Annotated in this window: 24 protein-coding genes; 17 read left to right on the forward strand and 7 right to left on the reverse strand. The window is 71.5% G+C overall.

What is annotated here, in order from left to right:
* Nucleotides 1–243: 243 nt before the first annotated feature.
* From Pka01_RS05110 to Pka01_RS05130, 6 genes are all read left to right on the forward strand, one after another.
* Nucleotides 244–1,539: an OFA family MFS transporter gene (locus Pka01_RS05110; protein ID WP_425571027.1), complete on the forward strand. Its 1,296-nt coding sequence runs from the start codon at nt 244–246 to the stop codon at nt 1,537–1,539.
* Nucleotides 1,539–1,667, forward strand: a complete 129-nt coding sequence (locus tag Pka01_RS41155) for an MFS transporter small subunit (RefSeq protein ID WP_275414429.1) — start codon at nt 1,539–1,541, stop codon at nt 1,665–1,667. Before Pka01_RS05110 ends, Pka01_RS41155 begins: the two co-directional genes overlap by 1 nt.
* A 133-nt stretch (nt 1,668–1,800) precedes the next feature.
* A complete protein-coding gene (locus Pka01_RS05115; RefSeq protein ID WP_203881415.1) occupies nt 1,801–2,538 on the forward strand; it encodes an SDR family NAD(P)-dependent oxidoreductase in 738 nt (245 codons plus the stop codon).
* Between the two features lie 160 nt (nt 2,539–2,698).
* A complete protein-coding gene (locus Pka01_RS05120) occupies nt 2,699–2,896 on the forward strand; it encodes a hypothetical protein (RefSeq protein WP_203881416.1) in 198 nt (65 codons plus the stop codon).
* A gap of 42 nt (nt 2,897–2,938) precedes the next feature.
* Nucleotides 2,939–4,006, forward strand: a complete 1,068-nt coding sequence (locus Pka01_RS05125) for a GNAT family N-acetyltransferase (RefSeq protein ID WP_203881417.1) — start codon at nt 2,939–2,941, stop codon at nt 4,004–4,006.
* Nucleotides 3,996–4,853 carry an SDR family oxidoreductase gene (locus tag Pka01_RS05130; RefSeq protein ID WP_203881418.1) on the forward strand — a complete coding sequence of 286 codons (858 nt, stop codon included), beginning with the start codon at nt 3,996–3,998 and terminating at the stop codon, nt 4,851–4,853. Before Pka01_RS05125 ends, Pka01_RS05130 begins: the two co-directional genes overlap by 11 nt.
* Before the next feature lie 12 nt (nt 4,854–4,865).
* Here Pka01_RS05130 and Pka01_RS05135 read toward each other — a convergent pair whose 3' ends face one another.
* Nucleotides 4,866–5,813: a helix-turn-helix transcriptional regulator gene (locus Pka01_RS05135; RefSeq protein ID WP_203881419.1), complete on the reverse strand. Its 948-nt coding sequence runs from the start codon at nt 5,811–5,813 to the stop codon at nt 4,866–4,868.
* A 235-nt stretch (nt 5,814–6,048) separates the two neighbouring features.
* Between Pka01_RS05135 and Pka01_RS05140 the strand changes: the two genes are divergently transcribed.
* Nucleotides 6,049–8,976 carry an AfsR/SARP family transcriptional regulator gene (locus Pka01_RS05140; RefSeq protein ID WP_203881420.1) on the forward strand — a complete coding sequence of 976 codons (2,928 nt, stop codon included), beginning with the start codon at nt 6,049–6,051 and terminating at the stop codon, nt 8,974–8,976.
* Nucleotides 8,977–8,998: 22 nt separating this feature from the next.
* On the opposite strand, the gene Pka01_RS05145 is transcribed toward Pka01_RS05140, so the two are convergent.
* On the reverse strand, nt 8,999–9,154 hold the full coding sequence (locus tag Pka01_RS05145; protein ID WP_203881421.1) for a hypothetical protein: 156 nt from the start codon (nt 9,152–9,154) through the stop codon (nt 8,999–9,001).
* 275 nt (nt 9,155–9,429) lie between these two features.
* On the opposite strand from Pka01_RS05145, the gene Pka01_RS05150 reads away from it, so the two are divergent.
* Nucleotides 9,430–10,377: a DNA polymerase domain-containing protein gene (locus Pka01_RS05150; RefSeq protein WP_203881422.1), complete on the forward strand. Its 948-nt coding sequence runs from the start codon at nt 9,430–9,432 to the stop codon at nt 10,375–10,377.
* Nucleotides 10,378–10,402: 25 nt separating this feature from the next.
* Here the strand turns inward: Pka01_RS05150 and Pka01_RS05155 are convergent, their stop codons facing one another.
* Nucleotides 10,403–10,792, reverse strand: coding sequence for a hypothetical protein (locus tag Pka01_RS05155; RefSeq protein ID WP_203881423.1), 390 nt, complete (start codon nt 10,790–10,792; stop codon nt 10,403–10,405).
* 113 nt (nt 10,793–10,905) lie between these two features.
* Here Pka01_RS05155 and Pka01_RS05160 point away from each other — a divergent pair, with 113 nt between their 5' ends.
* Nucleotides 10,906–12,075, forward strand: a complete 1,170-nt coding sequence (locus Pka01_RS05160; RefSeq protein WP_203881424.1) for a M24 family metallopeptidase — start codon at nt 10,906–10,908, stop codon at nt 12,073–12,075.
* A gap of 74 nt (nt 12,076–12,149) precedes the next feature.
* A complete protein-coding gene (locus tag Pka01_RS05165; protein WP_203881425.1) occupies nt 12,150–12,419 on the forward strand; it encodes a hypothetical protein in 270 nt (89 codons plus the stop codon).
* Nucleotides 12,420–12,448: 29 nt separating this feature from the next.
* Here the strand turns inward: Pka01_RS05165 and Pka01_RS05170 are convergent, their stop codons facing one another.
* Entirely contained in the window at nt 12,449–12,841 is a 393-nt protein-coding gene (locus Pka01_RS05170) for an MmcQ/YjbR family DNA-binding protein (protein ID WP_203881426.1), read from the reverse strand.
* A 164-nt stretch (nt 12,842–13,005) separates the two neighbouring features.
* On the opposite strand from Pka01_RS05170, the gene Pka01_RS05175 reads away from it, so the two are divergent.
* Nucleotides 13,006–14,688 (forward strand): alkaline phosphatase D family protein, encoded by a 1,683-nt coding sequence (locus tag Pka01_RS05175; RefSeq protein WP_203881427.1) that lies wholly within the window; start codon nt 13,006–13,008, stop codon nt 14,686–14,688.
* A 27-nt stretch (nt 14,689–14,715) separates the two neighbouring features.
* Here the strand turns inward: Pka01_RS05175 and Pka01_RS05180 are convergent, their stop codons facing one another.
* Both Pka01_RS05180 and Pka01_RS05185 read right to left on the reverse strand, forming a co-directional pair.
* Nucleotides 14,716–14,955 carry an anti-sigma factor family protein gene (locus Pka01_RS05180; RefSeq protein ID WP_203881428.1) on the reverse strand — a complete coding sequence of 80 codons (240 nt, stop codon included), beginning with the start codon at nt 14,953–14,955 and terminating at the stop codon, nt 14,716–14,718.
* Nucleotides 14,952–15,638, reverse strand: coding sequence for an RNA polymerase sigma factor (locus Pka01_RS05185; protein ID WP_203881429.1), 687 nt, complete (start codon nt 15,636–15,638; stop codon nt 14,952–14,954). The genes Pka01_RS05180 and Pka01_RS05185 overlap by 4 nt, the downstream gene beginning before the upstream one ends.
* Before the next feature lie 151 nt (nt 15,639–15,789).
* Between Pka01_RS05185 and egtA the strand changes: the two genes are divergently transcribed.
* From egtA to Pka01_RS05215, 6 genes are all read left to right on the forward strand, one after another.
* A complete protein-coding gene (gene egtA, locus Pka01_RS05190) occupies nt 15,790–17,073 on the forward strand; it encodes an ergothioneine biosynthesis glutamate--cysteine ligase EgtA (RefSeq protein WP_203881430.1) in 1,284 nt (427 codons plus the stop codon).
* The gene (gene egtB, locus Pka01_RS05195) at nt 17,070–18,380 is read left to right on the forward strand and encodes an ergothioneine biosynthesis protein EgtB (RefSeq protein ID WP_203881431.1); all 1,311 of its coding nucleotides are present in this window, start codon (nt 17,070–17,072) and stop codon (nt 18,378–18,380) included. Before egtA ends, egtB begins: the two co-directional genes overlap by 4 nt.
* Entirely contained in the window at nt 18,380–19,138 is a 759-nt protein-coding gene (egtC, locus tag Pka01_RS05200) for an ergothioneine biosynthesis protein EgtC (protein ID WP_203881432.1), read from the forward strand. The genes egtB and egtC overlap by 1 nt, the downstream gene beginning before the upstream one ends.
* Nucleotides 19,135–20,106, forward strand: coding sequence for an L-histidine N(alpha)-methyltransferase (gene egtD, locus Pka01_RS05205; protein ID WP_203881433.1), 972 nt, complete (start codon nt 19,135–19,137; stop codon nt 20,104–20,106). The genes egtC and egtD overlap by 4 nt, the downstream gene beginning before the upstream one ends.
* A 305-nt stretch (nt 20,107–20,411) precedes the next feature.
* Nucleotides 20,412–22,727, forward strand: a complete 2,316-nt coding sequence (locus tag Pka01_RS05210) for a peptidoglycan recognition protein family protein (protein WP_203881434.1) — start codon at nt 20,412–20,414, stop codon at nt 22,725–22,727.
* A 233-nt stretch (nt 22,728–22,960) separates the two neighbouring features.
* On the forward strand, nt 22,961–23,989 hold the full coding sequence (locus Pka01_RS05215; RefSeq protein WP_203881435.1) for a serine hydrolase: 1,029 nt from the start codon (nt 22,961–22,963) through the stop codon (nt 23,987–23,989).
* Between the two features lie 45 nt (nt 23,990–24,034).
* Here Pka01_RS05215 and Pka01_RS05220 read toward each other — a convergent pair whose 3' ends face one another.
* Nucleotides 24,035–26,062 (reverse strand): LamG-like jellyroll fold domain-containing protein, encoded by a 2,028-nt coding sequence (locus Pka01_RS05220; protein ID WP_203881436.1) that lies wholly within the window; start codon nt 26,060–26,062, stop codon nt 24,035–24,037.
* Nucleotides 26,063–26,077 lie beyond the last annotated feature (15 nt).

Raw genomic sequence — 26,077 nt, forward strand, 5'->3', positions numbered from 1 at the left:
AGGGTCATGGGAAGCGGGGCGGGGCCGGCCGAGGGGCCCGGTTGTGAACCACCCACAAAGCAGGCGGGTTTGACTTTGCATTGTTAGCGTAGACAAGAACATTCGACTGAGACATACTGCCTGTTCATGCCCGATGATGGCCAAAAGCTGATATCTCCCACTTCAGGTGGGTTTCTCAGTCGCTCACGAACGATCGCACCGCCCACGTGGAGCCGGTGGCTCGTCCCCCCCGCCGCCCTTTCCGTGCACCTGTCCATCGGTCAGGCCTATTCGTGGAGCGTCTTCAAGCCGCCCCTCGAGAAGGCGCTCGACCTGTCAGGCACGCAGAGCGCGCTGCCCTTCCAGCTCGGCATCGTCATGCTCGGCCTGTCCGCCGCCTTCGGCGGGCCGCTGGTCGAGCGCAACGGCCCCCGTTGGGCGATGTTCGTCTCGATGGTCTGTTTCGCGTCCGGCTTCCTGATCTCCGCGCTCGGCGTGGCGACGAGCCAGTACTGGCTCGTCGTCCTCGGGTACGGCTTCGTGGGCGGGATCGGCCTCGGCATCGGCTACATCTCACCGGTGTCCACGCTGATGAAGTGGTTCCCCGACCGGCCGGGAATGGCCACGGGCATCGCCATCATGGGCTTCGGCGGAGGCGCGCTCATCGCCTCGCCGTGGTCGACGCAGATGCTCGGCTCCTTCGGCGCCACCACGGGTGGGATCGCCGGAGCCTTCCTCGTGCACGGCCTGGTCTACGCGGTTTTCATGACCCTCGGCGTCCTCCTGGTGCGGGTCCCGGCCGACGGCTGGCTGCCCAAGGGCTTCGACCCGGCGAAGTCCGCCGCGAAGGCACTGGTCACCACCGCGAACGTCTCGGCGCGCAACGCGATCCGCACGCCGCAGTTCTGGTTCCTGTGGGTCGTCCTGTGCTTCAACGTGACCGCGGGCATCGGCATCCTGGAGAAGGCCGCACCGATGATCCAGGACTTCTTCGCCCACACGGCCACGCCCATCTCCGTGAGCGCCGCCGCGGGCTTCGTCGCGCTCCTCTCGCTCGCCAACATGACCGGCAGAATCGTGTGGTCCTCGACCTCGGACCTCATCGGCCGCAAGAACATGTACCGCGTCTACCTCGGCGTGGGCGCCGTGCTGTACCTGGTCATCTCACTGTGGGGCGACTCGCACACCGTCGTGTTCATCCTGTGCGCGCTCGGCATCCTGTCGTTCTACGGAGGCGGCTTCGCCACGGTGCCCGCGTACCTCAAGGACCTGTTCGGCACCTTCCAGGTCGGCGCCATCCACGGCCGCCTGCTGACCGCCTGGTCGGTCGCCGGCGTCCTCGGCCCGCTGATCGTCAACGCCATCGCCGACTCCCAGGAGGCGGCCGGCAAGACGGGGCCCGATCTCTACACGACGTCGCTGTACATCATGATCGGCCTGCTGGTGGTCGGCTTCCTGTCCAACGAGCTGATCCGTCCCGTGAAGGACAAGTACCACGAGCCGCAACTCGCGACGGTCGGCGGACCGGAAGCGATGGCCACCCCGCAGGGAGGTTCATGATGACCGAGCAGACCGAGACGCGCTCGCACACCCCGTTGATGATCTTGGCCTGGCTGTGGGTGGGCCTGCCGTTCGCCTACGGCGTCTACGAGCTGCTGCTCAAGCTCAGCCAGCTCTTCTCCGGTTGATCCCGACGGCGGGCGCAACGCCCGCCGTTCCGGGTACGAACACGGCAAACGCCCCTTCGCCGGGGGCCGGCCCTCCTGGTGGGCCGGTCCCCGGCGAAGGCCTTTTACGGCCATATGCGGAAGGAGGCACGCGATGACCGGAACGGACCTCGCGGGCCGCGTGGCCCTGCTCACCGGGGCCTCCGGCGGCATCGGCGGCGCGCTCGGCCGGCGTCTGATCTCCGCCGGTGTGCGGACGGCCTTCGCCTACGGCACCCGCGCACACGAGGCCGGGCTCCTCGTGGCCGAAGCCCGAGCGGCCGGGCTGGACGCGGTCGCCCTCTCCGGTGATCTCGCCGACCCCGAGGTGCCCGCGCGCCTGGTCGCCGAGACCGTCGACGCCCTCGGCCCCGTCGACCTGCTGATCCCCAACGCGGGCCACGCCGTACGGCAGGCGTACACGGACGTCGACCTGGAGACCTGGGAACGCACCGTCGCCGTCAACCTGCGCGCGCCGTTCATGCTCGCCCAGCAGGTGATGCCCGCGATGGTGGAGCGGGGGTTCGGCCGGGTCCTGTTCGTCTCGTCGATCGCCGCCTTCACCGGCGGCGTCGTCGGCCCGCACTACGCCGCCTCCAAGGCCGGTCTGCACGGGGCGCTCCATTACCTCGCCGCCAGCGTGGCGGGCCACGGCGTGACGGTGAACGCGATCGCCCCCGCGCTGATCGAGGACACGGCGATGATGCCGACCACGGGCCAGAGCCCCGGCGCGATCCCCGTCGGCCGGTTCGGCCGGCCCGAGGAGGTCGCCGACCTCGCCATGGCCATGCTGCGCAACGGATACCTCACCAATCAGGTCGTGAGCCTGGACGGCGGCATGCACCCGCGTTGACGGCCGGCGATCGGGGCGGGGCTCCACGCCGGTAAGCACCTCGTAAGGATTGCGATCCCTTCGGTGGGCGGGCGGGACGTACTGTTTGGTGGCGCTCGGACGCCACTGGTTGTTCGGTGGCGCGGGACGCCACCGGCGGAGCGCAGATCGGAGCGGGAACATGTGGGTTCGCGGTGTCGTCGGGGTGCTCTTCATCCTCATCGGAGGCGTCTGGATCGCCCAGGGCACGGGCGCGCTCGGCGGTTCCATGATGTCCGGCCACGGCCAGTACGCCGTGCTGGGCGCGATCGTGGCGCTGATCGGGCTGGCCATGCTGTGGTGGGCGTGGCGGATCCGGGGCCGCCGCGGCGACGGCTGATCCGCCTCGCCCCTCCGGCGCGGACTCGGATAGGTTGCGGCCGTGGCAGTGACGATCGTGTACGAAACGCACTCGATCACGACCGACAACGAGGCCGGGATCGCGACCGGGTGGCTGCCCGGCGAGTTGTCGGCGCGCGGCCGGGCGCTCGCCGCCGAACTCGGCGCCCGCCGTCGTGACGACGGGATCGCCGCGGTGTTCACCTCAGACCTGCGCCGCGCCGTGCAGACCGCGGAGATCGCCTTCGCCGGCTCCGGGATCCCCGTCTTCCAGGACGTACGGCTCCGCGAGTGCGACTACGGAGACCTCAACGGCGCACCCGTGGAGCGGCTCGCGGCGGAGCGGTCCCTGCACATCGAGATCCCCTGGCCGGGCGGGCAGAGTTACCGCCAGGTCGTCGGCCTGACCCGCGACCTCCTCAGGGACCTCGTCGCCGCGTGGGACGGCGCCCGGGTCCTGGTGATCGCGCACTCGGCCAACCGATGGGCGCTGGACCTGCTGATCGGCGGGGTGGCGCTGGGCGAGTCCATGGCCGTGCCGTTCGACTGGCAGGCGGGCTGGGAGTACGTCGTGTCGGCGGCCGACGTCCGCCGCGCGGAGGGCCGGATCACGACGAGCAGACTCGAACTGTCGCCGCTCACCGCCGGGGACGCCGACGAGATGGCCGGGGTGCTCGCCGATCCGGCGTTGTACGCCTTCATCGGCGGCCGGCCGCCGAGCCTGGACGCGCTGCGCGCCCGCTACGCCCGGCTCGCCGCCGGCCACTCCCCCACCGGCGACCAGGAGTGGCTGAACTGGATCGTCCGCGACGGCGGCGGGCACGCCGTCGGCACCGTCCAGGCCACCGCCGTGGACGGCGGGCGGCGGGCCGAGATCGCCTGGGTGATCGGTGCGCCGTGGCAGGGCCGCGGCTACGCGTCGGAGGCCGCCGAGGCGCTCGTCGGATGGCTCGGCGCCCGTGGCGTCCGCCGTGTCGAGGCACACGTGCATCCTGATCATCATGCGTCGATCGCGGTGGCGGTCAGGGCCGGTCTGCGACCGACCGGCCGGTTCGACGACGGAGAACGTCTGTACGTCCGCGAGAACGGGGCTGAATCTCATGTCATCTGAACGGCGATCGGTCATGGTCACCGGCGCCTCGACCGGCATCGGCCGCGCCTGCGTCGCCCACCTGGTGCGCGCCGGCTTCCACGTCTGGGCGGCGGTGCGCAGGACCGAGGACGAGGAGTCACTGCTTCGCGAGCACCCGGACAGGGTGAGCGTGGTGCGGATGGACCTCACCGACGAGGCGTCCGTACGGGCGGTGGGCGAGGTCGTCCGCGCGGCCGGGCCGCTGCACGGTCTGGTGAACAACGCGGGCGTGGCGCTGGCCGGGCCGCTGGAGCATCTGCCGATCGAGGTGTTCCGGCGGCAGATCGAGATCAACCTGACGGGTCAGCTGATCGTCACGCAGTCCGTGCTGCCCGCGCTCCGGCAGGAGGCCGAAGCCGGCGGTACTCCGCGCATCGTGATGGTGGGATCGATCGCGGGCAGGATCGCGGGCCCGATGCTCGGGCCGTACCACGCGGCGAAGTTCGGACTCGCCGGGCTCAGCGACAGTCTTCGCGCGGAACTGGCCCCGTTCGGCATCGGCGTGATCCTGGTCGAACCCGGCGTCATCGCCACGCCGATCTGGGAGAGGGGGACTGCCGCGGCCGATGACCTGCTGGAACAACTGCCGGCGGCGGCCGACCGGTACGCCGGCCAGATCAGCCGGGTGCGGGCGAGCGCCGCCAGGAACGCGGAGACCGGCATCCCCGCGGACCGCGCGGCCGAGGTGATCGTCGACTCGCTGACCTCCGCCAGGCCGCGGCCGCGGCGGCTCGTGGGCCGGGATGCCAAGGTGGCCGCCGTCCTCGCCCGTTTCCTCCCCTACACGCTGCTCTACCGTGTGACGGCGGCGAGGAGAGCCGGCTGACGGCCACGCGGGTCATCGGGGCCGGACGCGGTGCCTCAGCTTCGCCGCCGCCTCCTCGATGTCGGTGGGGCCGGGATGGCCGGGATCGGGATCCTCGTCGTGCTCCGGGCGTCCGGACGGCCGCGCGCCGCCGCGGCTCCGCTTCCGCATGCGGTCGGAGAGCGCGATCAGCGCGGCCTCGGACGGGCTGCCGGGCTCGGCCTGGAAGACGATCAGCTTCTGCCCCGGCGAGCCGTCGACGGTGAGGACCTCCATCGTCGTGATCACGTCCCCGATGTCGTCACGATGGAACCGGACGGGGGCGCGCGTCCTGCCCCGCACCTCGTGCAGGGCCCACATCCGGCGGAAGTCCTCGCTTTCCGACAGCTCGTCCAGAAGTTCGAGCATGTCGGGATCGTCGGTGTCGAGGCCGGCCATGGCGCGCAGGTGAGCCACCTTGGAACTGGTGTCCATCTCCCAGTCGAGGTAGAAGCCGCGGGCCACGGGGTTGAGCAGAGCCAGCCGGAGCAGGTTGTCGCTGTGCTCGAGACCTTCGTAGAGGCCCTCGGCCACAAGGTTTCTGACCAGCACGTCCAGCCGGCTGTTCACCACGTAGGCGGGCACGTGGTCCCAGCCGTCGATCAGCCGGACCAGGCTCGGCTCGACCCGGTCGGCCGGCCCCGCGGCCGTACGCCGGTGCGGCCGTGCCCGCGCGAGCTCGTGCAGATGTTCTGTCGCCTCCTGGTCGAGCTGGAGTACGCGGGCGATGGCCTCGATGACCTGCGGAGAGGGACGGCGCTCCCGTCCCTGCTCGAGGCGGCTGTAGTAGTCGATGCTGATGCCCGCGAGCATGGCCACTTCCTCCCGGCGCAGCCCAGGGGTCCTACGGCGGGGCCCGACCCCTGCCAGTCCCACCTGTTCGGCGGTCGTGGCCTGGCGCCGTGCGCGCAGGAACTCGCCAAGAGGGCTCGCGCCTTCCATCCTCACAGGCTAAGCGGGGGTCTCGACCGCAAAGGTGGTGGGATCGCACCCACCCTGTCCGCGGCCGCGGCGGCGCCCCGTCCGGACCGGGCCGGCGGATGTCCGGGATCGCCTATGCCCACGGGATCATCCGGGCTATTCTCGCCGAATCCGTCCACCATGGAACGGATCACACCGGTTCTGTAGGACGCCGTCGTTCGGGGAAGCACCGATGAGGTTCCGAGTACTTGGCGATGTGACACTGATCATCGACGGGGGTCCGGCTCATCTGTCATCCCGGAGACAGGAGCAGTTGCTCGCGCTGCTCGTCTGCGCCCAGGGCCGGGTGGTCTCAGCCGAGACCCTGATCGACGCGATGTGGGGCGAGCGGCTCGGAGTGCGCGGCGGCAAGAACCTCCAGGTGCTGGTCCACCGTCTGCGGAAGAACCTCGACGACCCGGGACGGATCCGGCACGACCGTTCCGGTTACGCCCTGGCCGCCGGACCCGAGGAGGTGGACGCGTGGCAGTTCGCCGATCTCGCCGAGCGGGCCAGGACCGCGCTGGAGTCCGCGGATCTGGAGACGGCGGCGGCGCTCCAGCGTGAGGCACTCGCGTTGTGGCATGGCCGGCCCTTCGCCGGCCTGGACGACGTGGCCGTCCTCGCCGAGGCAGCGGAACGGCTCGAGCAGGAGCGCAAACGGGTGCTGGCCGAGCGCATCGACGCGGACCTGGCCCTCGGCGGGCACGCTGAGATCATCCCCGAGCTGATCTCCCTGGTGGCGGCGGATCCGCTGGCGGAGTCGATGGGCGCGCGACTGATGCTGGCCCTGCACCGGGCGGGACGCCGTACCGAGGCCCTGGACGCCTACCGGCGCATCCGCGCCGCCCTGGCTGAGGAACTGGGGCTGGAACCGGGGCCGCAACTACGCTCGCTGGAACAGGCCGTCCTGCGCGGGGACCCCCACGCCAGTCTGGATTCGACGGCCCGTGGCAGACCGGCGGAGGACAGGCAACCGGCCGCCCCGCCTGAACCGCCCTGCATGCTCCCGCCGCGGGTGGGCGACCTCACCGGCCGCGACGGCGAGATCGGCGGGATCGTCGAAGTGCTGCGCGGCAGACCTCCGGGAACCCCGGCGATCTGCGCCGTGTCCGGCATGCCCGGCGTGGGCAAGACGGCGCTGGCCGTACAGGTGGGGCACGACGTGCGCGACGGCTTCCCCGACGGGCAGCTCTACGTGAACCTCCGCGGCGCGGGACCCGAGCCGGTCGGCCCGTCGCAGGCGCTCGGCCGGTTCCTGCGTGCGCTGGGGACGCCGGGCACCGCGATCCCCGACGGCCTCGACGAGCGCGCCGAGGCGTTCCGCGCCCGCCTGTCCGGCCGGCGCGTCCTGGTGCTGCTGGACGACGCGGCCGACGAGGCCCAGGTCGAACCGCTGCTTCCCCCGGGAGACGGCTGCGCGGTGCTGATCACGAGTCGCGCCGCGCTCACCGCGCTGCCCGGCGCCCGCCGCCTCGTCCTCCAGGTCCTCGGTCCGTCCGCCTCCGTCGAACTGCTGGACGCGATCACCGGCCGGGCCGAGCTGACCACGGACGCCGCGACCGCCGCGCGGCTGGCCGAGCTGTGCGGGTGGCTGCCCCTCGCCCTCAGGATCGCCGGTGCGCGCCTGGCCGCGCGGCCCCACTGGACCGTCGACCGGCTCATCTCCCGGCTCGAGGCCGAGCGCGACCGGCTCGACGAGCTCACGCACGGAACGCTGTCCGTCCGGGCCAGCCTCGCCCTCGGTTACTCCGGGCTCGCCGAGCGCAGCCAGGTCCTCTTCCGCCGGCTGGGCCTCCTGGAGATCCCCGACTTCGCCGGATGGGTCGCGGCGGCGCTTCTCGACGACGAGCCCCGGGACGCCGAGGAGGTGCTCGAGGGCCTGGTGGAGGCGCGGCTCGCCGAATACGCGGGCATGGACGACCTCGGGGAGCCCCGCTACCGGATCCATGACCTCGTCCGGCTGCACGCCAGGGAGCGCGGCGAGGCCGACGAACCGCCCGGCGCGACCGCGGCGGCCCTGGCCCGGCTCACCGGGGCGTACCTCCACCTCGCCGAGCGGGCGCACCGGCGCCAGTACGGCGGCGACTACACGGTGCTCCACGGGGCCGCCCCACGGTGGGACTGCGGCGAGCCGACCGCCATCAGGCTCCTCGCGGATCCGGGAGGCTGGCTGCGCAGCGAACGGCTCGGCCTGGTCGCGGCCGTCGAACAGGCGGCCAGGCTCGGCCTGAGCGAGACCTGCTGGGACCTGGCGATGACCACGATCACGCTGTTCGAGGCGCAGGGCCTGTTCGACGACTGGCGGCACACCTCGCAGGTCGCCCTCGACACGGCGCGCCGGGCCGGCGACGCCCGCGGTGAGGCCGCGATGCGCTACTCGCTCGGGACGCTCGAGCTGTTCCGGCAGCACTACACCGCCGCGCGCCCGCACCTCGACGCCGCCCTCACGCTCTTCGAAGCCGTCAACGACCATCATGGGCAGGCCCTGACCCTGCGCAACGCCGCCCTGATCGAGCGGGTCGAGGGACGGTCGGGAACGGCCCTGCGGGGCTACCGTCACGCGCTCCGGATGCTCCGCGAGACCGGCGACCGGCATGCCGAGGCCCACGTGCTGGGGGGCATCGCCCAGATCCACATCGAGGGGGACCGTCCCGATGCCGCGGCCCGCCTGCTGGAGACGGCCCTGGCGGTCTACCGCGACCTCGGCAACACGCGGGGCGGGGCGCAGATCCTCAACCGCCTGGGCGCGCTTCACCTCAGCCAGGGCGCGGCCGGCAAGGCGGAGGACGCCTTCCGGCAGGTTCTGGCCGCCTCCCAGGCCGTCGGGGACCTGATCGGCGAGACGTACGGCCTGCTGGGAATCGGCGAGGCTCTTCTCCTGGTGCGCGACCTCGACGGTGCGGCCGAACGCCTGGAGCACGCCCTCGCCACGGCGACCGAATTGGGCGAGCCGTTCCTCACGGCCCGCGCCCACCTGGCCGGCGGCCGCCTCGCCGCCGCGCGAGGAGACCCCGATCTCGCCGGAACGCTTCTGGACACGGCCGCGGTGGCTTTCGCCGAGATCGGCCTGCCCGTCTGGCACGAACGCGCACGAGCGGAACTGCGCGCCGTCGAGGAGGCCAGGCCGTTCCTGCCGTCCTGACCCGGTCACCGAACGCTCAGCATCACTGGCCGTTGGCGGGACCGGGATCCATCCAGGTGCTGTCGCAGGTGAGACCCTTTTCGCCGCACGGTGAGACCGCCGCGGCGGGCGACGCGCTCGCTCCGAGGATCGCCGCAACGACGAGCGCGAGGAGCGCCGCCGCCGTCTTCTTCTTCATCGGTGTCCTCTCCCAGGGTCCTCGAGCACGTCGTCGACCGCTCTCCCGCCGGCGCCGCCACCGCCGGGAGAGCGGTCGATCACCAGAGCCCCCGTATCCGGTGACGTCCAGCGCGGCGCCGGCCAGGGGCCCCCGTGGTCCCATCTGACGGACGTCGTGCTGGTCGGGGCAAAGGTATCCGCCGCCGGTTTCACGAGGGTTTCATCCCGGCCGTCGCCCGGTATCAGGGGCGAAGCGTGGTTGACCTCTCGCCGCGGCGTCGGCATGGTGGGCTGGTGACCAGCGATGAGGTGCGGGACGGTGTGTCGCTCACGAATCTCGACCAGCCGCTGTTCGACGGGGCGGGTGCGAGCAAGCGCGATCTGGTGGACTACCTGGACGCCGTGAGCGATCGTGCGGTGGCAGCCCTGCGCGGCCGGCCGCTGTCGGTGATGCGGGTGCGTGCGGGCCAGGACCCGTTCATGCAGAAGAACGTCCCGAAGTACGCTCCGTCGTTCGTGCGGACGGTCTCGGTGTGGGCCGAGACCTCCAAGCGTGAGGTGTCCTACGCCCTCTGCGACGACCGCCCCACCCTGTTGTGGTTCGCCAACCAGCGGGCCGTCGAATACCACCCGGCGCTGATGCGCGCCGACGAACCGGGCCGGCAGACCCACCTCGTGCTCGACCTCGACCCACCGGAAGGCGACTCCTTCGGCATGGCCGTACGGGCCGCCCACCTGGTGCGGCAGGCCCTGTCGGACGCCGGGCTGGCGGGCGCGGTCAAGACGAGCGGCGCCAAGGGCGTGCACGTCTTCGTCCCGCTCGCAGCGGCGGACGTGTGGGACGTGGCCGCGGCGACCCGCGCGGTCGCCGCGCGCGCGGAACGCCTCGACCCCGCCCTGGCGACGACGGCGTTCATCCGGGAGGACCGGGGAGGCAGGGTGTTCCTCGACTCCACCCGCGCGGGCGGGGCCACGGTGGTGGCGGCCTACAGCCCGCGCGTACGGCCGGGCGTGCCGGTGTCGTTCCCCGTCGCCTGGAAGGACCTGGACGACGTCTCCCCGTCCGACTTCACCGTGCACACCGCGGCGGCGATCCTCGGCGGGCGGGACCCGTGGACGGAGCTCATGCCCGAGCCGCAGGAGTTGCCGGCCGACCTGGTGGAGGAGGGCCACACGATCCCGGTGGCCCGCGTCCAGGCCATGCACGAAGGCAAACGCCGCGCCCGCGCCCGCCGCAGCTGAGGCCGCGCACGCAGCCCGCATCGTCCTATTCTTCAGCATTCACCAAAGCAGGCCCTGGAGGCCCCACCTCGATCACCACAGAAGCGACAGGAGTGAAGAGATCTGGCGAAGCAACGCATACACACGACCAGCACCCATTGGAGAATGAGAAGATCACGATCTCCAGAAGGCTGCTGCGCGCGATTGCTTCGTTGAACCGATCCAGGTCAACCGCTCGTAATCCTGCTTCCCTCACGCTCTCCGCTCGGGCTACATAAACTCCCTCGATCTCGGATTTCATCAGCGGAACCGCACGGTTGGCATAACCCGTCACATCATCCAGAATCTCCAGGCCAAGTCGGGCGGATGCCCATCTCTCGCCGGCAAGCCCGGACAGGACGCTCCGAGCAGCGTGCTCGTCTATTTGAACCGACATCGTTCGCCATCCTTCTTACGCACCAGCGCCATCACCGTAGACGGAATACGGTGGCCCACTCGCGATCAGTGCCGTCTAGTGCAAACGAGTGCATAGCCGTTACAGTGCACTCCATGTCGACGCGACCGAGTCTTCTGCTCCCCGGCGTTGGTACGCCGCCGCCCGACTTCACCGACGCGGAGATGGCCCGGAGGCGGGCCGCCGTGGACGAGCTCGCGGCACGGCACGAGCTCGACGCGGTCATCGCCTACGGGGCGAACAAGTTCGGCAACGCGGTGCCCTGGCTGACCGGATGGCCGGTGACGCGGGAGGCGGTGGCCGTGCTCCGTCCGGGCGCCCCGCCGGCGCTCCTGGTGAGCTTCCCCAACCATGTGCCGAACGCGCGGCGCCTGGCGAAGGGCTGCGAGGTCGCCGCGATCGTCGAGCGGACGCCGGACGCGGTGCTGACGACGCTGGGCGCGGTCCGGCGGGTCGGCACGATCGGCCCGGTGCCGGTGAGCCTGCGGGCCGCCCTCGACGGCGCGGCCGCCGTGGTGGAGCTCGACGGCGAGTACGGCAGGCTCCGCGCGCGCAAGAGCGACGAGGAACTGGCCTGGCTGCGGCACGCCGCGGCGCTCACCGACCAGTCGGCCGCCTCGCTGGTGTCGGCGGCGGTGCCGGGCGCGACCGAGCTGGACCTCGTGGCGGCGGTCGAGTCGGCCTACGCGTCGGCGGGTGGCGCGAACCACATCCACTACGTCGCCGCGACGTCGATGGAGGCGCCGGACCGGTGCGCACCCGGTCAGTGGCCGACCTCCCGTCGGCTGGAGTCGGGCTCGGTCGTGGTCTTCGAGCTGAGCACGACGTGGGGCCCCGACTATCCCGGCCAGCTGCTGCGGACCGTCACCGTCGACACGGAACCGACGCCTCTGTATCGCGAGCTGCACGACGTCGCCGACGCGGCGCTCGCGGCCATGTCCGCACTGCTCTGCCCCGGCGCCCTGCCGGTCGACCTCCGGGCGGCGGCGGACCTGGTGCTCGACGCGGGCTTCACCACGGTCGACGACCTCGTGCACGGGCTCGGCGGCGGCTACCTGCCCCCGGTGCTCAGCCATCGGTCCGAACCGTCCGGCCGGGACCTGCTCCCGCTGGAGGAGGGGATGACGGTGGTCGTGCAGCCGAACGTCTGCACCCCCGACCTGAGCGCCGGAGTGCAGACGGGCGAGATGTTCGAGATCACGGCCGACGGGGCGCGGTCACTGCACCACTTCCCCACCGGCCTGATCCGCGCCGACGCCTTCTGATCGCCCTGCTCACCGCTTCAGGGGCTTCGCGGGAACCTCGGGCGAATTCCTCCATTCGCGGGCAACATGGCTTCATGTGGCCATTCATCGATGACGACGCCGGCTATCTGGAGTGGCTGGCAGCGCATCCCGAGCAGTTCGTCGTCAACACTGCGCGTAAACCTCACCCGAATTACCTGATCCTGCATCGGGCCACATGCACGTTCATCACCGGCAGCCCGACCAGGGGGACTCGCTGGACCGGGGAGTACGTCAAGTACTGCGGCGGCCTCAGCGAATTGCAGTCCTGGGCGCTGACCGAAGTCGGTGGCAATCTCCAGCCCTGCGGACACTGCCTGCACTGACCGCTCGGCGCTTCCGCGCGCGTCTCAGATCAGCGGGAGGCGTCGAGGTAGGCGGCGGCGAGGCGCTTGGGCGCACGGTCCAGCCAGGAGTCGACGATGAGCTCCCGCAGTTCGGGGACGGCGATGCGGTCCAGCCGGATGAGGACCGCGGCGTACCCGTTGAAGTGCGGCGTGGTGAAACAGACGTCTCCATCCTCTGCGACCAGCGCCTCCTTGACGCCGAGGTCGGGGACGCGTACGGCCAGGATGGGCCCGTCGGGGGCGGCGTCACCGAGCGCCTCGAAGTCCGCGCGCCGCAGCGGCCTCTCCCAGGCGAACAGCTTGTCCTTGACCCGCCACTGCTGCGCGCCCTCCCCGGACGTCCGCTCGGACGTCTCGGGCAGGTCCAGTGCGATCCGGCGTACGTCGTCCCATGTCGCCATTCCCACACCCTAAACAGCGCGACCCGGGCACGCACGGTTTCCCCGGCGGGCGCGCGCCAGAGGCCGAAGATCGCCTTTTACGTGACGGTTGGAGTTAACCGCGGAGTCATGCCGCGCGGTCAGGCTACGGTGGTCCCCCTCCCGGATCGCCCCTAGGAGCACTCGTGCCGCACCTCGATCGACGATCCTTCCTTGTCACCGGTCTGGCCGCGGGAGCGGTCACCGCCCTGCCCGCCGTTCCCGCCTTCGCCGCACCCGACCCGGCCGCGGAGACCGCGAAGAGCCTGGCCTCCAGGGGCCTGGTCACCGACCCGTTCACCCTCGGCGTCGCCTCGGGCGACCCCGACCACTCCGGCTTCGTCATCTGGACGCGCCTGGCCCAGAACCCCCTCGCCGAGGACGGCATGGGCGGCATGCCGCTGCGCACGTTCCCGGTCCTGTGGCAGGTCTACTCCGACGAGCGATGCCGCCGCCTGGTGCGCGCCGGCATCGCGGAGGCCACGCCCCAGTGGGGCCACAGCATCCATGTGGAGGTGAACGGCCTGTCTCCCGACCGGGACTACTGGTACCGCTTCCGCACCGGCCCCTACGTGTCCCCCATCGGCCGTTCCAGGACCGCTCCGCATCCGTCGTCCTTCGGCGGGGCCCTCACCATGGCGTTCGTCTCGTGCGCCCAGTACGAGCACGGGTACTTCACGTCGTACGGGCGGCTGGCCGAGGACAACCCCGACCTGGTCCTGCACCTCGGGGACTACCAGTACGAGTACACCAGGAACACCTACACCATCCCCGGCGGCAACGTCCGCGACCACGAGGGCCCCGAGACCGAGACACTCGCCGGTTACCGGCAGCGGCACGCGCAGTACAAGGCCGACCCGGACCTGCAGAACGCCCACGCCGCCGCGCCGTGGCTCGTGGTCTGGGACGACCACGAGCTCGACAACAACTGGGCCGACGAGATCCCCGAGAACCCCGCGATCCCGCAGCCGAACTTCCTGGCCCGTCGCGAGGCCGCGTTCCGCGCCTACTACGAGAACATGCCGCTGCGCCGCGCCTCCATTCCGCACGGCATCGACATGCAGCTCTACCGGCGGATCCGCTGGGGGCGCCTGGCCACCTTCCACATGCTCGACACCCGCCAGTTCCGCGACGACCAGGGGTGTGGCGACGGGTACGACGACTGCCCCGAGGCCGTCGACCCGGCGCGCTCCATCACCGGCGCCGAGCAGGAGGCGTGGCTGCTGGACGGCTTCCGCAGGTCCGAGGCCCGGTGGGACGTCATCGGCCAGCAGGTCTTCTTCGCCCAGCGCGACAACAACGCCGGTCCGGCCAAGGTGACCAGCCAGGACGCCTGGGACGGGTACGTCGCGTCGCGTCAGCGCATCACCCAGGGATGGGTGGACGCCGAGGTGCGCAACGCCGTCGTGCTCACCGGCGACGTGCACGCCCACTGGGCCAGCGACCTCAAGCTCGACTACGACGACCCGACGGGCCCGTCGGTGGGTTCCGAGCTGGTCACCACCTCGATCAGCACCGGTGGCGACGGGGCGGACTCCGACCCGGCCGCCCATCCCTTCCTGGCGATCAACCCGCACCTGAAGTTCTACAACAACCAGCGCGGATACGTCCTGACGACGATCGATCGGGACGCCATGACCGCCGACTTCAAGGTCGTGCCGTACGTGCAGACCCCCGGCGCCCAGGCGTACGTCAGGGCCACGTACGTCGTGGAGGACCGGGTGCCGGGCGTCCAGCAGACCTATCTGCGCCCGCTCGACCCCGCCCTGTGGGCCTCGGCCGAGATCTCCGCCGACCTGACGACGCGGCTGGAGACCGAGCGCCCCTGACGCGCGGATGACCCACTGTCGACAGGCCTACCTGGCCGACCAGTCGCGGAACGCCTCGAGCAGGTTTTCCCGCGACCGGTCGGTCAGGTTGCGGGCGGGCAGCCGCCCGACCTCGGCGACGGTGACGCGGATCTGCCGGAGATAGACGTCGCAGCCGCCGCACACGCCGATGTGGCCGGTGAAACGCCGTCGGGTCCCGGCGTCGAGTTCCTCGTCGAGATAGGCGGTGACCAGGTCCACGAACTCCTCGCAGTTCATCGTGGTCATCGCGTCGGCTCCTTGCCGGACTGGGCCGTCAGGTAACGGTCCAGCGTGCCGCGCAGCGACGCCCTGGCACGGTGCAGCAGCACCCGCTGGTTCGCCGCGGTGATCTCAAGGATCGCGCAGACCTCGTCGCTGCTGTACCCCTGCATGTCACGCAGTGTTATCACGACCCGCTGCCGGGCGGGCAGCGAACCGAGCGCACGCTCGATGTGCTGGTGGACCTCGAGGGCGAGAATCTCACCCTCGGGGGACGGCCACGCGACCGGGGTCTGCGGCAGCGCGACGGAATCGTCGGCGCCGCGCGAACCCCCGAGGGGACCGCCGGGATCGACGGCGGGATCGAAGTCCTCCTTGGCCGTGGCGAGGCTGGTCATGGGCACCGTGCGGGCGTCGTTGACGCCCCGGGTCTTGGCCCTGTTGATCACGATGCGGTACACCCAGGTGCGCAGGGCGGAGCGGGCCTCGAACTTGTCGATGCCGCGCAACACCCCCACCCACGCGTCCTGGACGACGTCCTCCGCGGCGTACTCGTCCGCGACGTACGCCCGGGCGACCTGCAACATCCCCGGTGACCACGCCGTGAGCAACGCGGCGAACATGTCCTCGTCGCCGCAGCGCAGGGCCTCCACGACGACGTCGTCTGCCGGAAGGACGGGGCCAGGTGACTGCGAGTCGGCCTCGGGCATGCTCCGCACTCTAATCGCCCCTCCTGACATTCCGACCGGCCGCGAATCCTCCCGTCCGATCTAAGGAGTCGTTTCCGAACAACCGATATCCGATGGTGAAACAGTCGGCGATGTCCGTAACGCTTGACCGTCCTCCCGAGACCAAGGGTGCATGCATCGGGGATCAGGGGACGAGGCGCCGCCCTACGCGGCGAGTTGGAGCGCCGACGACGCCATCGAATACATCGCGACGACCTGCCTGACGCCGGGCGTGCCGGGAACGGTCGGGGTCGAGCTGGAGTGGTTCGTCCACGACGCGCGTGATCCGTACGCGCGGGTGGATCCGGCCCGTGTCACGGCAGCGCTGCCCGCCGAGGGCGAACTGGCGGGCGCCCTGTCGCGCGAGCCCGGCGGCCAGGTGGAGCTCAGCTCCGCCCCCGCGCCCTCTCTCCGCGGGGCCGTCGCCACCGCCGCGGCCGACATGGCGGGCCTGCGCGCCCGCCTGGGCGCCGCCGGTCTGCGCCTGTCCGGAGGCGGCGCCGATCCGTACCGCCCGCCGGTGCGGGTGCGGGACGCCCCCCGTTACGTCGCGATGGAGAGCTACTTCGACCGCGCGGGCCCGCACGGCAGGACCATGATGTGCGGAACGGCGTCCGTCCAGGTGTGCCTCGACGCGGGGCTGCCGGGAGCCGGGCCCGCGGGGATGGCACGGCGGTGGCGGCTGGCGCACGCCATCGGGCCGGTTCTGGTCGGGGCCTTCGCCAGTTCACCGTGTCACGCGGGCCGGCCGACCGGATGGAAGTCGACGCGGCAGGCCGTGTGGGCGCGGCTCGACCCGCGCAGGACGTCGCCCCCCGCCGGCTCCGACCCGGCCGAGGCGTGGGCGCGATACGCGCTGGACGCGCCCGTGATGTGCGTCCGCGGACCGGCCCCGTGGCAGGTGCCCCTCGGCCTCACCCTGCGCGACTGGCTGGCGGGCGCGGGGCCCCGCCCGGTCACCCGCGAGGACGTCGACTATCACCTCACCACCCTGTTCCCGCCGGTGCGGCCGCACGGCTGGCTCGAACTGCGGATGGTCGACGCACAGCACGGCGACGACGGCTGGCTCGTCCCCCTCGCCGTGGCCACCGCGCTCGTCGAGGATCCCGCGGCCGCCGACCTGGCCCTGGCCGCGACGGAGTGCTGGGACCCCTTCGAACCCGGTCCCTGGCGGCGCGCGGCCGCGCTGGGGCTGTCCGATCCCACGATCGCCGCGGCCGCGGCGACCTGTTTCGCGGCGGCGCTGGACGCGCTGGACCGGATGAACGCCCCCGCCGCCGTCCGCACGGCTGTCGAGCGCTTCACCGACGCCTACGTCAGCCGGGGCAGATGCCCTGCCGACGACCCCGAACGCCTTTCTCACCACACCCCCCGCTCCGAGATCCGCGAACCGATCCGAACGGAGGCCGGGACATGACCGGCGAAGACATCCGCAGCCGCACCTACGACCTGCTCACCGCCGCCCGCGAGCGCAGCCTCGCACTCACCGACTGCGTCGGCGACGACGACCTGACCAAGCAGCACTCGCGGCTGATGTCCCCCCTCGTGTGGGACCTCGCGCACGTGGGCAGCCAGGAGGAGCTGTGGCTGCTGCGCGCCGTGGGCGGCCAGGAGCCCATGCGCCCCGAGATCGACTCGCTCTATGACGCGTTCGAGCACCCTCGGGCCGAGCGTCCGCGCCTTCCCCTGCTCTCACCCGGGGAGTCGCGCCGGTACATCGCGACCGTCCGGGAGCGGGTGACCGACCTGCTCGAACGCTCCCCGGTCGAGGGGAACCCGCTGGTCGAGCACGGCTTCGCGTTCGGGATGATCGCCCAGCACGAGCAGCAGCACGACGAGACCATGCTGGCCACCCACCAGTTGCGCGAGGGCACGCCGGTGTTGTCGGCCCCGCCGCCCGCGGCGAGTTCGGGACGGTGGCCGAAGGAGGTGCTCGTCCCCGCCGGTCCGTTCACCATGGGCACCTCGACGGAGCCCTGGGCCCTCGACAACGAACGGCCCGCGCACCAGGTGCACGTGCCCGCTTACTGGATCGACACCGTGCCCGTCGGCAACGCCGACTACCTGGCGTTCATGGAGGCGGGCGGATACGAACGGCGGGAGCTCTGGTCGGCGGCGGGCTGGGCGCACAGGCAGGACGCCGGGCTGACCGGGCCCAGGTTCTGGTGGCGTGAGGGCGGCACGTGGCTGCGGCGGCGGTTCGGGCACGTCGAGCCGGTTCCGCCGCACGAGCCGGTCGTGCACGTCTGCTGGTACGAGGCCGAGGCGTACGCCTCCTGGGCCGGCAGGCGGCTGCCCACCGAGGCCGAGTGGGAGAAGGCGGCCAGGCACGACCCGGCGGCCGGCCGCTCCCGCCGCTACCCGTGGGGGGACGAGGAGCCCGGCGCCGAGCACGCCAACCTCGGCCAGCGCCACCTGCAGGCCGCCCCCCTCGGCGCCTACCCCGCCGGGGCCTCCGCGTACGGCGTCCGCCAGCTGATCGGGGACGTCTGGGAGTGGACCTCCAGCGACTTCCGCGGGTACCCGGGATTCGCCGCGTTCCCCTACCGGGAGTACTCCGAGGTGTTCTTCGGCGAGGAGTACAAGGTGTTGCGCGGCGGCTCGTTCGCCACCGACCCGGTCGCCTGCCGGGGCACGTTCCGCAACTGGGACTACCCGATCAGGCGGCAGATCTTCTCGGGATTCCGCACGGCACGCGACGCGGCTCCCGGCGAGGGCGTCTGATGTGCCGTCACCTGGCTTACCTGGGCGAACCCGTCACCCTGCGCGAGGTGCTCATCGACCCGCCGTTCGGCCTGCACCGGCAGGCCTGGGCACCGCGGCGGCAGCGGTACGGCACGGTCAACGCCGACGGGTTCGGCGCGGGCTGGTACGCCGACGGAGACCCGGTGCCCGCCCGGTACCGTCATGCGGGTCCGATGTGGGCGGACGACTCCTTCGCCGACGTGGCGCGGGTCACCCGCACGCGGGCGCTGCTCGCCGCGGTCCGCTCGGCGACCGAGGGGACCGCCCCGGACGTCTCCGCCGCCTGCCCCTTCCGGGACGGCCGCCACCTGTTCAGCCACAACGGCGTCGTGGCCGGCTGGCCGGGCTCGGCCGCCGGGCTGGCCGGGCTGCTGCCCGCCGCGCTGCTCCTCGACCTGCCGGCCCGCTCGGACTCCGCGCTCGTGTGGGCGCTGGTCAGACATCGGCTGGCCGGAGGGTCGACCATGGCCGGCGCGCTCGCCCGCACGGTCCGTGACGTGGCGGCGCACGCGGACGGCCGGCTGAACCTGCTGATCACCGATGGCGAGGCGATCGCCGCGACGGCCTACGGCGACACCCTCGCGTACCGGGTGGGCGAGCGCGGGGTCGTGGTGGCCTCGGAGCCGTCCGACGACGACCCGGGATGGGTCGACGTCCCCGATGCGAGCCTGCTCGTCGCCCGCGGCGGCGAGGTGTCGGTCTCCCCAATCGAAGCCGCGGACACGGAGGAAGCATGACCACGCTGACCATCGACAACCACCTGTCCGCCGGCTACCTCGACGCGGCGCTGCGCGCGGACGCGGTCGACGGCCTGACCTCCGTGCCCAAGCGGCTGCGGCCCGCGTGGTTCTACGACGCCCGCGGCAGCGAGTTGTTCGAGGAGATCACCCGGTTGCCCGAGTACTACCCGACGCGCGCGGAACGGGAGATCCTCGTGGCCCACGCGGGCGACATCGCCGCGTTCGCGGGCGCGCAGACGCTCGTCGAGCTCGGCTCGGGCTCGTCGGAGAAGACCCGGCTGCTGCTCGGGGCGATGCGGTCCGCGGGCACGCTGAGCAGGTACGTGCCGGTGGACGTGAGCGAGAGCGCGCTGATGGGCGCCGCGCACGCGCTGCGGGCCGACTACCCCGAGCTCGCCGTGCACGCCGTCATCGCCGATTTCGGCGAGCACCTCAGCGAGCTTCCCCGCGGGGGCCGCCGGATGGTGGCCTTCCTCGGCAGCACGATCGGCAATCTCGTGCCCGACGAGCGTGCGGCGTTCCTGCTCGACCTGTACGGCACGCTGTCGCCGGGCGACTCGCTCCTGCTCGGCACCGACCTGGTCAAGGATCCGGCCGTCCTCGTGGCGGCGTACGACGACGCGGCAGGCGTTACGGCGGAGTTCAACGCCAACGTCCTGCGGGTGCTCAACCGGGAACTGGGGGCCGACTTCGACCCGTCGGCCTTCGCCCACCGCGCGGTGTGGGACTCCGGCAACGAGTGGATGGAGATGCGGCTGCGCTCGCTGCGGCCCCAGTCGGTACGGCTTCCCGCCGTGGACCTGGTCGCCGAGTTCGCCGAGGGCGAGGAGATCCGTACCGAGATCTCCGCGAAGTTCCGTCCCGAGGGGGTCCGAGCCGAACTGGCCGCGAGCGGGTTCGACCTGCGCCACTGGTGGACGGACCGGGCGGGCAGGTTCGGGCTCTCGCTGTCGTTCAGGCGCTGATCGGGGCGCCGAGGTCGGCTGTGGGGGGCGATGTGGGCTATGTCACACAGGGAACATTCTGAATTGTTCCGAATTCGCCCCTCACCAGCCCGGGCGTGCGACCCCGACCCGTCCGACGCGCTCCGGGCGCGTCACCTCCCCCTGCGAGCGGCGAGTCGCGGTGTCGCGTTCCGACCGAAGGATCGGTCTATTTGTGATAAACCAGGCGCGGTACTGCCTGGCTCCCAGCCGCAGACTCCCCCGGCCCCTCCCGGCGACGGCATGGCGCGGTGAACGGGATCGATCCACCGAATGATCGGAGATTCATGAAGAGGCGCATGATCGTCGCGCTGAGCACGGTCGTACCCGTGGCGGCCGCGGCCGTGGCCTTCGTGGTGGTCGGCGGGCCGTCGTCGAGCGCGTCGCCGGCGGCCCAGCCCCCCACTCCGGGGCAGGTGAACACGCTCGTGCTGCGCGACGTGCCCTCCGGCCAGTCGGGCGGATCCGGCAAGCAGGCGGTTCAGGGCCTGCCGGCCGCGACCACCAAGCCGTTCAGCCTGCTGGGCGTGAGCTGGGACAACGCTCGCGAGGCCATCGACGGCGCGGTGGAGGTGCGCACGCGCGCCACCGCCTCCGGCACCTGGTCGTCGTGGCGTCCGGTCGAGGCCGAGAGCGACGATCTGCCCGACGCGGGCAGCAAGACCGATCGTCAGACCCGCGGCGCCACCGCGCCCCTGTGGGTGGGGCCCTCCAACGGTGTGGAGGTCCGCGTGACGGGCAAGGGCGCCACCCTGCCCCGCGGACTCCGCGTCGAACTCGTCGACCCGGGCAACGGCACGCGGAAGACCGGGGTCCGGGCCGCGGGCGGGCAGTTGGGCGATGTGACCCTCGCGGGAGCCGTCAGCACCACGGAACCCGACGCGCCGTCCGAGCCGGCATCCGAGCCGAGCCCCTCGGCCGGGGACGTCGCGCCCGTCGAGCCGGCCACGACGCCGGTCGCGACCCCGACGCCCACGCCCCCCGCTTCGCCGTCGCCGAGCGCCACCCCGAAGACGACTCCGAGCGCCACCCCGAAGGCGACCCCGACGCCGACTCCGACGGCGAAGGCGCTCGCGGCCACCTCGGCGAGCACCGCGCCCAGCCCGACCATCAAGACCCGCGCGTCGTGGGGCGCCGACGAGAAACTGGTCACGGATCCGCCCGAGTACGCGCCCACGGTCAAGGCGGTCTTCGTCCACCACACCGACGGCGTCAACACCTACAGCTGCGCCGACTCCCCCTCGATCATCCGGGGGATCATGCTGTACCACGTCAGGACGAACGGGTGGAACGACATCGGCTACAACTTCCTGGTCGACAAGTGCGGCACGATCTTCGAGGGTCGCGCGGGCGGAATCGACAAGCCCGTGATCGGCGCGCACACGCTGGGCTTCAACACCTCCAGCACCGGAATCGCCCTGCTCGGCAGCTTCAACGAGACGAGCGACCCCGCCCCGACGAAGGCCGCCCTCGACTCGATCGCCAAGCTCGCCGCGTGGAAGCTCGGCCTGGCCGGCGGTAACCCGACCGGTAAGACCCCCATGACGATCACCGCCGACAACGGGAAGTTCAAGCCGGGTACGTACAGCTTCAACACGATCTCCGGTCACCGGGACGGCTACGCCACGGCGTGCCCCGGCACGAAGCTCTACGCGGCGCTCCCCGGTATCAGGACGGCGGCCAAGGCCTGGACGACCCCGGTCACGTCGCTCAGCCTCACCGGGATCACGGGCGCCACGAAGGTGGGGTCGACCTACTACACCAAGGGAGCGGTCTCGCTCGGCTGGGCCGCCAGGAACGCCGCGTTCTGGAAGTACGAGGTCGTGGTCGACGGAAAGGTCGTCGCCTCGCCTTACCCCTGGGCGACCTCGGCGAGCGTGACCCTCGCGACCGGCTCCCACAAGGTGCAGTTGCGCGCCGTCAACATCAACGGGACGACGGCGACGTCGCCGACCTACACGGTGGTGATGGACAAGACGGCCCCCGTCTTCAGCACCGCGGCCTACCTCAACATCAGGCCGGGCACGGTCAGCACGACGAACGTGGTCCCGGTCGGCCTGCACTGGAAGGCCACGGACAACGCGCTGCTGCGGACCATGAAGATCGCCTCGCCGTCCAAGGTCACGCTGGCGACGACCGCGACGTCATGGGCGTCCTCGGTGAAGACGCAGGCCTCCACGGTGTGGTCGGTGACCGCGGGCGACGCGGTGGGCTACACGAAGACGTCGTCGGTGACCCGGACCGCCGCCGTGGCGTACGAGTCCTACTCCAGTCGCACAGGAACGTGGACCAAGTCGAACTCCACCTCCTACCTCGGCGGCAGCATCCTTTCCAGCACCGCGAAGAACGCGACCGCCAGCTACACCTTCACCGGCCGGTCGGTCGGCCTGATCGTCAGGCGGGCCTCGAACACCGGAGTCTTCTACGTCTACGTGGACGGCGTGAAGACGTCCACGGTCGACAGCAAGGGCGGGACGAGCTACCGCAACATCATCTGGACGAAGAGCTGGACCACGAGCGCCAAGCACACCATCAAGATCGTGGTGGCGGGCACCGCTGGTCGGGCCACCGTCGCCACGGACGGCATCGCCTACATCAAGTAGGCCTGCCGGGCAGGGCGGACCACCCTGCCCGGCCCATGGCGTAGATCATGCGTAGGCCCCGTACGGATGTCCGTACGGGGCCTGCTGCTTTCCGGCGGCCGGGGCCTCACCTCCGCGTGATCATGCAGAGGCGGTGGGGCGGGACGTTTCTCAGGAGACACAAGAGTCACAGATCAGGAAATTTGTAGCTTTGGCCAAGGTTGGGCCAATATGCGTGCATAAACCTGTCTGGCATGACGTTCAGGCGGCCCCGTGACGCCCCCGGAGCCGCGCTGCGGCCTGCGCCCCGGCACCGGGCGATCCTGCGCAGCGCGGTGGCGCTCGTGACGGTCACGGCACTCATCGGAGGCGGCTCGCAGTTCACCGCCTCGCGTTCCGGAGCGGTGCACGCGGCCTCCCCCTCCGCGACGATTCAGGCCGTCGTCCCCGCGACGACGCCGACGCCGAGCCCGACTCCCACACCGAGCCCGGCGCCGACCCCCGCTCCCAAGCCGGTCTTCTCGAAGTCGGCACGCAAGGACCTCACCCGTCGCGTCGGGTCGTACCTGAAAGGCCGGTCCGGCCAGGTCTCGGTGCAGATCCAGGACCTGACCACAGGGCTGTCGTACGGCTACAACGCCGACATGCGGCACGCCACCGCGAGCATCGTCAAGGTCGACATCCTGGTGACGCTCCTCCTGCGCGCCCAGCGGGAGAAGCGGGGCCTCAGCCGCGACGAGCGCGCCCTGGCCACCCGCATGATCACTCAGAGCGACAACAACGCCGCCGACGCGTTGTGGTACAAGGTCGGCGGCTCATACGGCGTCGCGGCCGCCAACAAGAAGCTCAAGTTGCGCCACACGTCGGTTGGCCCGGCGGGCTACTGGGGCGCCACCCTGACCGACGTGGCCGACCAGATCCGCCTGCTGAAGTCCCTGACGTCCAAGAAGAGTCCGCTCACCGCCAAGAACCGTGCGTACGCCCTGGGCCTGATGGGCGACGTCGTCTCGTCCCAGGACTGGGGGGTCAGCGCCGCCGCGGGCCGGAAGGACACGACGGCGCTCAAGAACGGCTGGCTGCCCCGCAAGATCGACGGGGACCTGTGGACCATCAACAGCATCGGCCGGGTCCAAGGCGACGACCATGATTACCTGATCGCCGTGCTGTCGAGCCGCACCCGCTCGATGGGAGACGGCATCGCCACCGTCGAGCACGTCGCCGAGATGGTCGGCAAGGCGCTCACCAAGGCGATCTCCGCCTCCTCCGCGCCGAAGGACGCGTGACCGGCGCGGCGCACACCTGTGCCGCCGCGCCGATCTCACGGCCTTCTACTCAGACCCCTGCTCGGGGGTGCAGGTGGGCTCCCCGGAGTCATCGAACGGCGGGAACACCGGCAGGTCACGCCTCACCGCATCGTCCGGGATGTCCACATGGATGCTGCCCGACGACAGGGGGCAGGCGCCGCCCTTGCTCGCCGACAACGTATAGGAACCGGCGGGGAAGCCGTCGAATCTGTACATGCCGTCAGGACCGGTGACCATGGACAGGCCGCCCGGCTCCATCGTCACCGTGGCGCCTTCCACGGGCATGAACGTGTCGAGGTCCAGCACCGTGCCGGACACGCTCGCCACGCCCACCACCGTGAACGAGGCCAGGACCTCCAGGGACCGATGGCCCGCTGCGTCCACGGCGACGGCGGAGACCACACTCGTGCCCGTCGAGCGGGCGTCGATCGTGACTGTGGCGGAGCCGCCGATCGCCTCGACACTCTGGTTCGAGCCGCCGCCGCTGTAATCGAACCTGACCACGTTCTCGTCGCCGCGCGCGTCGAACCGGACAGTCAGTTTCCCGCCCTTCGACACCGTGTCACCGTCGGGAAACGAGATGACCGGCTGGAGAGGCACGGCGAAGGCGGCCAGGTGGGGGTCGGACTCGGCGTAGTCGTACACGCGGACGTCGTCAACGGCCCCGCCGAGGAAACCGGTCGCGACTCCGGCGGCCTTGGCGCGCCCGATGGCCGTCGGGCCGGTGGCGCGGAAACCGCCCTCGAGGGTGGCGGTGGTCGACTGCCTGACGCCGTTCACGTAGAGCCGCAGCTCATGGGTGAACGAGTCGTAGACGCCCGCGAGGTGCGTCCACTTCCCCGCCGTCGCGGCGGCGTCGGAGGACACGACGGCCGAGACGGGGGCGTCCGTGTCGGAGCCCGCCATCCGGAAGGTCCATCGGTCGCCGGACTGGCCCAGCACGTACGCGGAGGTGACGGCGCCGTCCACGGACACCGCGGCCACTTCGCCGCCCCCGATCGCGGACGGCTTCACGCGCGCGGTGACCGTGAAGGTGTGGTCGGTGCGCACCTTGGTCATCGTGCCGGTGTCCGGGTTCGGAGCGCGCACCGGGCCGTTCGTGGCGGCGAAGGCGGAGACGCCGTCCAGTGAGAGGGCGGCGCCCACGCCGCCCCTTCCGTCGGTGTGGGTGGCGCCGCCGGAGAGGACGACCGTGTTGCCGTGCCCGGTGCGGTCGCCGGCGTCGCCGGCCTCGTCGAACGTCCACTCGGCCGCGGGGCCCGCCGGCGCCCGCACGCTGAAGGAGTAGGTGAACGGCGAGGAGAACCGGCCGGCCCGGTCCTTGGACCACACGGTCAGCCTGTTGGAACCGTCGTGCGGCGGGGCGACCGTGATCGTGGCGCCGTGGTCGTGCGCGCGAGCGGCGACGAATGTGCCACCGAGGGTTCCGGAGTCGAAGCTGTATTCGTAACCCGCGATGTCGCCGCCGCCCTCGGCCGGCGCGGTGACCTCGAAGACGCCGGGAACGCCCGCTCCGCCGTGCGGCCCGCCGGTCGGGTAGTCGCTCGAGGTGACGCCGGCCGGCGCAGGCGGCGGTGTGAGGTCGACCGTGAACTGGCACTTGACCGACCACGGCCCGAAGGCGGTGCCGTCGAAGGTCCGCGCCTGCCACACGTACGACGAGCCGTCGGTGAGCCTGCCCGCGGGGATGGCCTGCGAGACGTTCGACGGGTTGCCGGACGCCTGGGACAACACGTCGGTCTCGTTGCGGGTTCCGCCGAGGGGCCACCAGTAGAAGAACGTGGTCAGCGACTGCTTGCCGGGGGTCGGGTGCTGCTGCCTCGCCGCGAGAACCGGCGTGGCCGTCAGCACGGACGGTCGCGAGTCCCCGGTGACGCACGGCTTGCCGTGCGACATCAGGTTGGTCGGCGCCAGGGGCACGTCCGCGGCGGCCGCGGGGAGCGGAATCGCCAGCAACGACGCCGCCAGGGCGAACGCGGCGGATGCGCTCCACAGTCGAGAGCGCTCACGCCCGCTGTTTCTGCCGGTGGTCCCCGGCCGGAGGATTCTCATGTCACCTCACGAGAA

Origin of the sequence: Planotetraspora kaengkrachanensis (assembly GCF_016862895.1) — a bacterium.
In the GTDB taxonomy this organism is placed as follows: domain Bacteria; phylum Actinomycetota; class Actinomycetes; order Streptosporangiales; family Streptosporangiaceae; genus Planotetraspora; species Planotetraspora kaengkrachanensis.

Coding starts and splice junctions, on each gene's coding strand:
- egtB (WP_203881431.1), top strand. CDS start 17,070: ATGACCGGCGAAGACATCCGCAGCCGCACCTACGACCTGCTCACCGCC.
- Pka01_RS05215 (WP_203881435.1), top strand. CDS start 22,961: ATGACGTTCAGGCGGCCCCGTGACGCCCCCGGAGCCGCGCTGCGGCCT.
- Pka01_RS05165 (WP_203881425.1), top strand. CDS start 12,150: ATGTGGCCATTCATCGATGACGACGCCGGCTATCTGGAGTGGCTGGCA.
- egtA (WP_203881430.1), top strand. CDS start 15,790: ATGCATCGGGGATCAGGGGACGAGGCGCCGCCCTACGCGGCGAGTTGG.
- Pka01_RS05185 (WP_203881429.1), bottom strand. CDS start 15,638: ATGCCCGAGGCCGACTCGCAGTCACCTGGCCCCGTCCTTCCGGCAGAC.
- Pka01_RS05120 (WP_203881416.1), top strand. CDS start 2,699: ATGTGGGTTCGCGGTGTCGTCGGGGTGCTCTTCATCCTCATCGGAGGC.
- egtC (WP_203881432.1), top strand. CDS start 18,380: ATGTGCCGTCACCTGGCTTACCTGGGCGAACCCGTCACCCTGCGCGAG.
- Pka01_RS41155 (WP_275414429.1), top strand. CDS start 1,539: ATGACCGAGCAGACCGAGACGCGCTCGCACACCCCGTTGATGATCTTG.
- Pka01_RS05180 (WP_203881428.1), bottom strand. CDS start 14,955: ATGACCACGATGAACTGCGAGGAGTTCGTGGACCTGGTCACCGCCTAT.
- Pka01_RS05170 (WP_203881426.1), bottom strand. CDS start 12,841: ATGGCGACATGGGACGACGTACGCCGGATCGCACTGGACCTGCCCGAG.
- egtD (WP_203881433.1), top strand. CDS start 19,135: ATGACCACGCTGACCATCGACAACCACCTGTCCGCCGGCTACCTCGAC.
- Pka01_RS05155 (WP_203881423.1), bottom strand. CDS start 10,792: ATGTCGGTTCAAATAGACGAGCACGCTGCTCGGAGCGTCCTGTCCGGG.
- Pka01_RS05160 (WP_203881424.1), top strand. CDS start 10,906: ATGTCGACGCGACCGAGTCTTCTGCTCCCCGGCGTTGGTACGCCGCCG.
- Pka01_RS05130 (WP_203881418.1), top strand. CDS start 3,996: ATGTCATCTGAACGGCGATCGGTCATGGTCACCGGCGCCTCGACCGGC.
- Pka01_RS05135 (WP_203881419.1), bottom strand. CDS start 5,813: ATGGAAGGCGCGAGCCCTCTTGGCGAGTTCCTGCGCGCACGGCGCCAG.
- Pka01_RS05115 (WP_203881415.1), top strand. CDS start 1,801: ATGACCGGAACGGACCTCGCGGGCCGCGTGGCCCTGCTCACCGGGGCC.
- Pka01_RS05145 (WP_203881421.1), bottom strand. CDS start 9,154: ATGAAGAAGAAGACGGCGGCGGCGCTCCTCGCGCTCGTCGTTGCGGCG.
- Pka01_RS05220 (WP_203881436.1), bottom strand. CDS start 26,062: ATGAGAATCCTCCGGCCGGGGACCACCGGCAGAAACAGCGGGCGTGAG.
- Pka01_RS05210 (WP_203881434.1), top strand. CDS start 20,412: ATGAAGAGGCGCATGATCGTCGCGCTGAGCACGGTCGTACCCGTGGCG.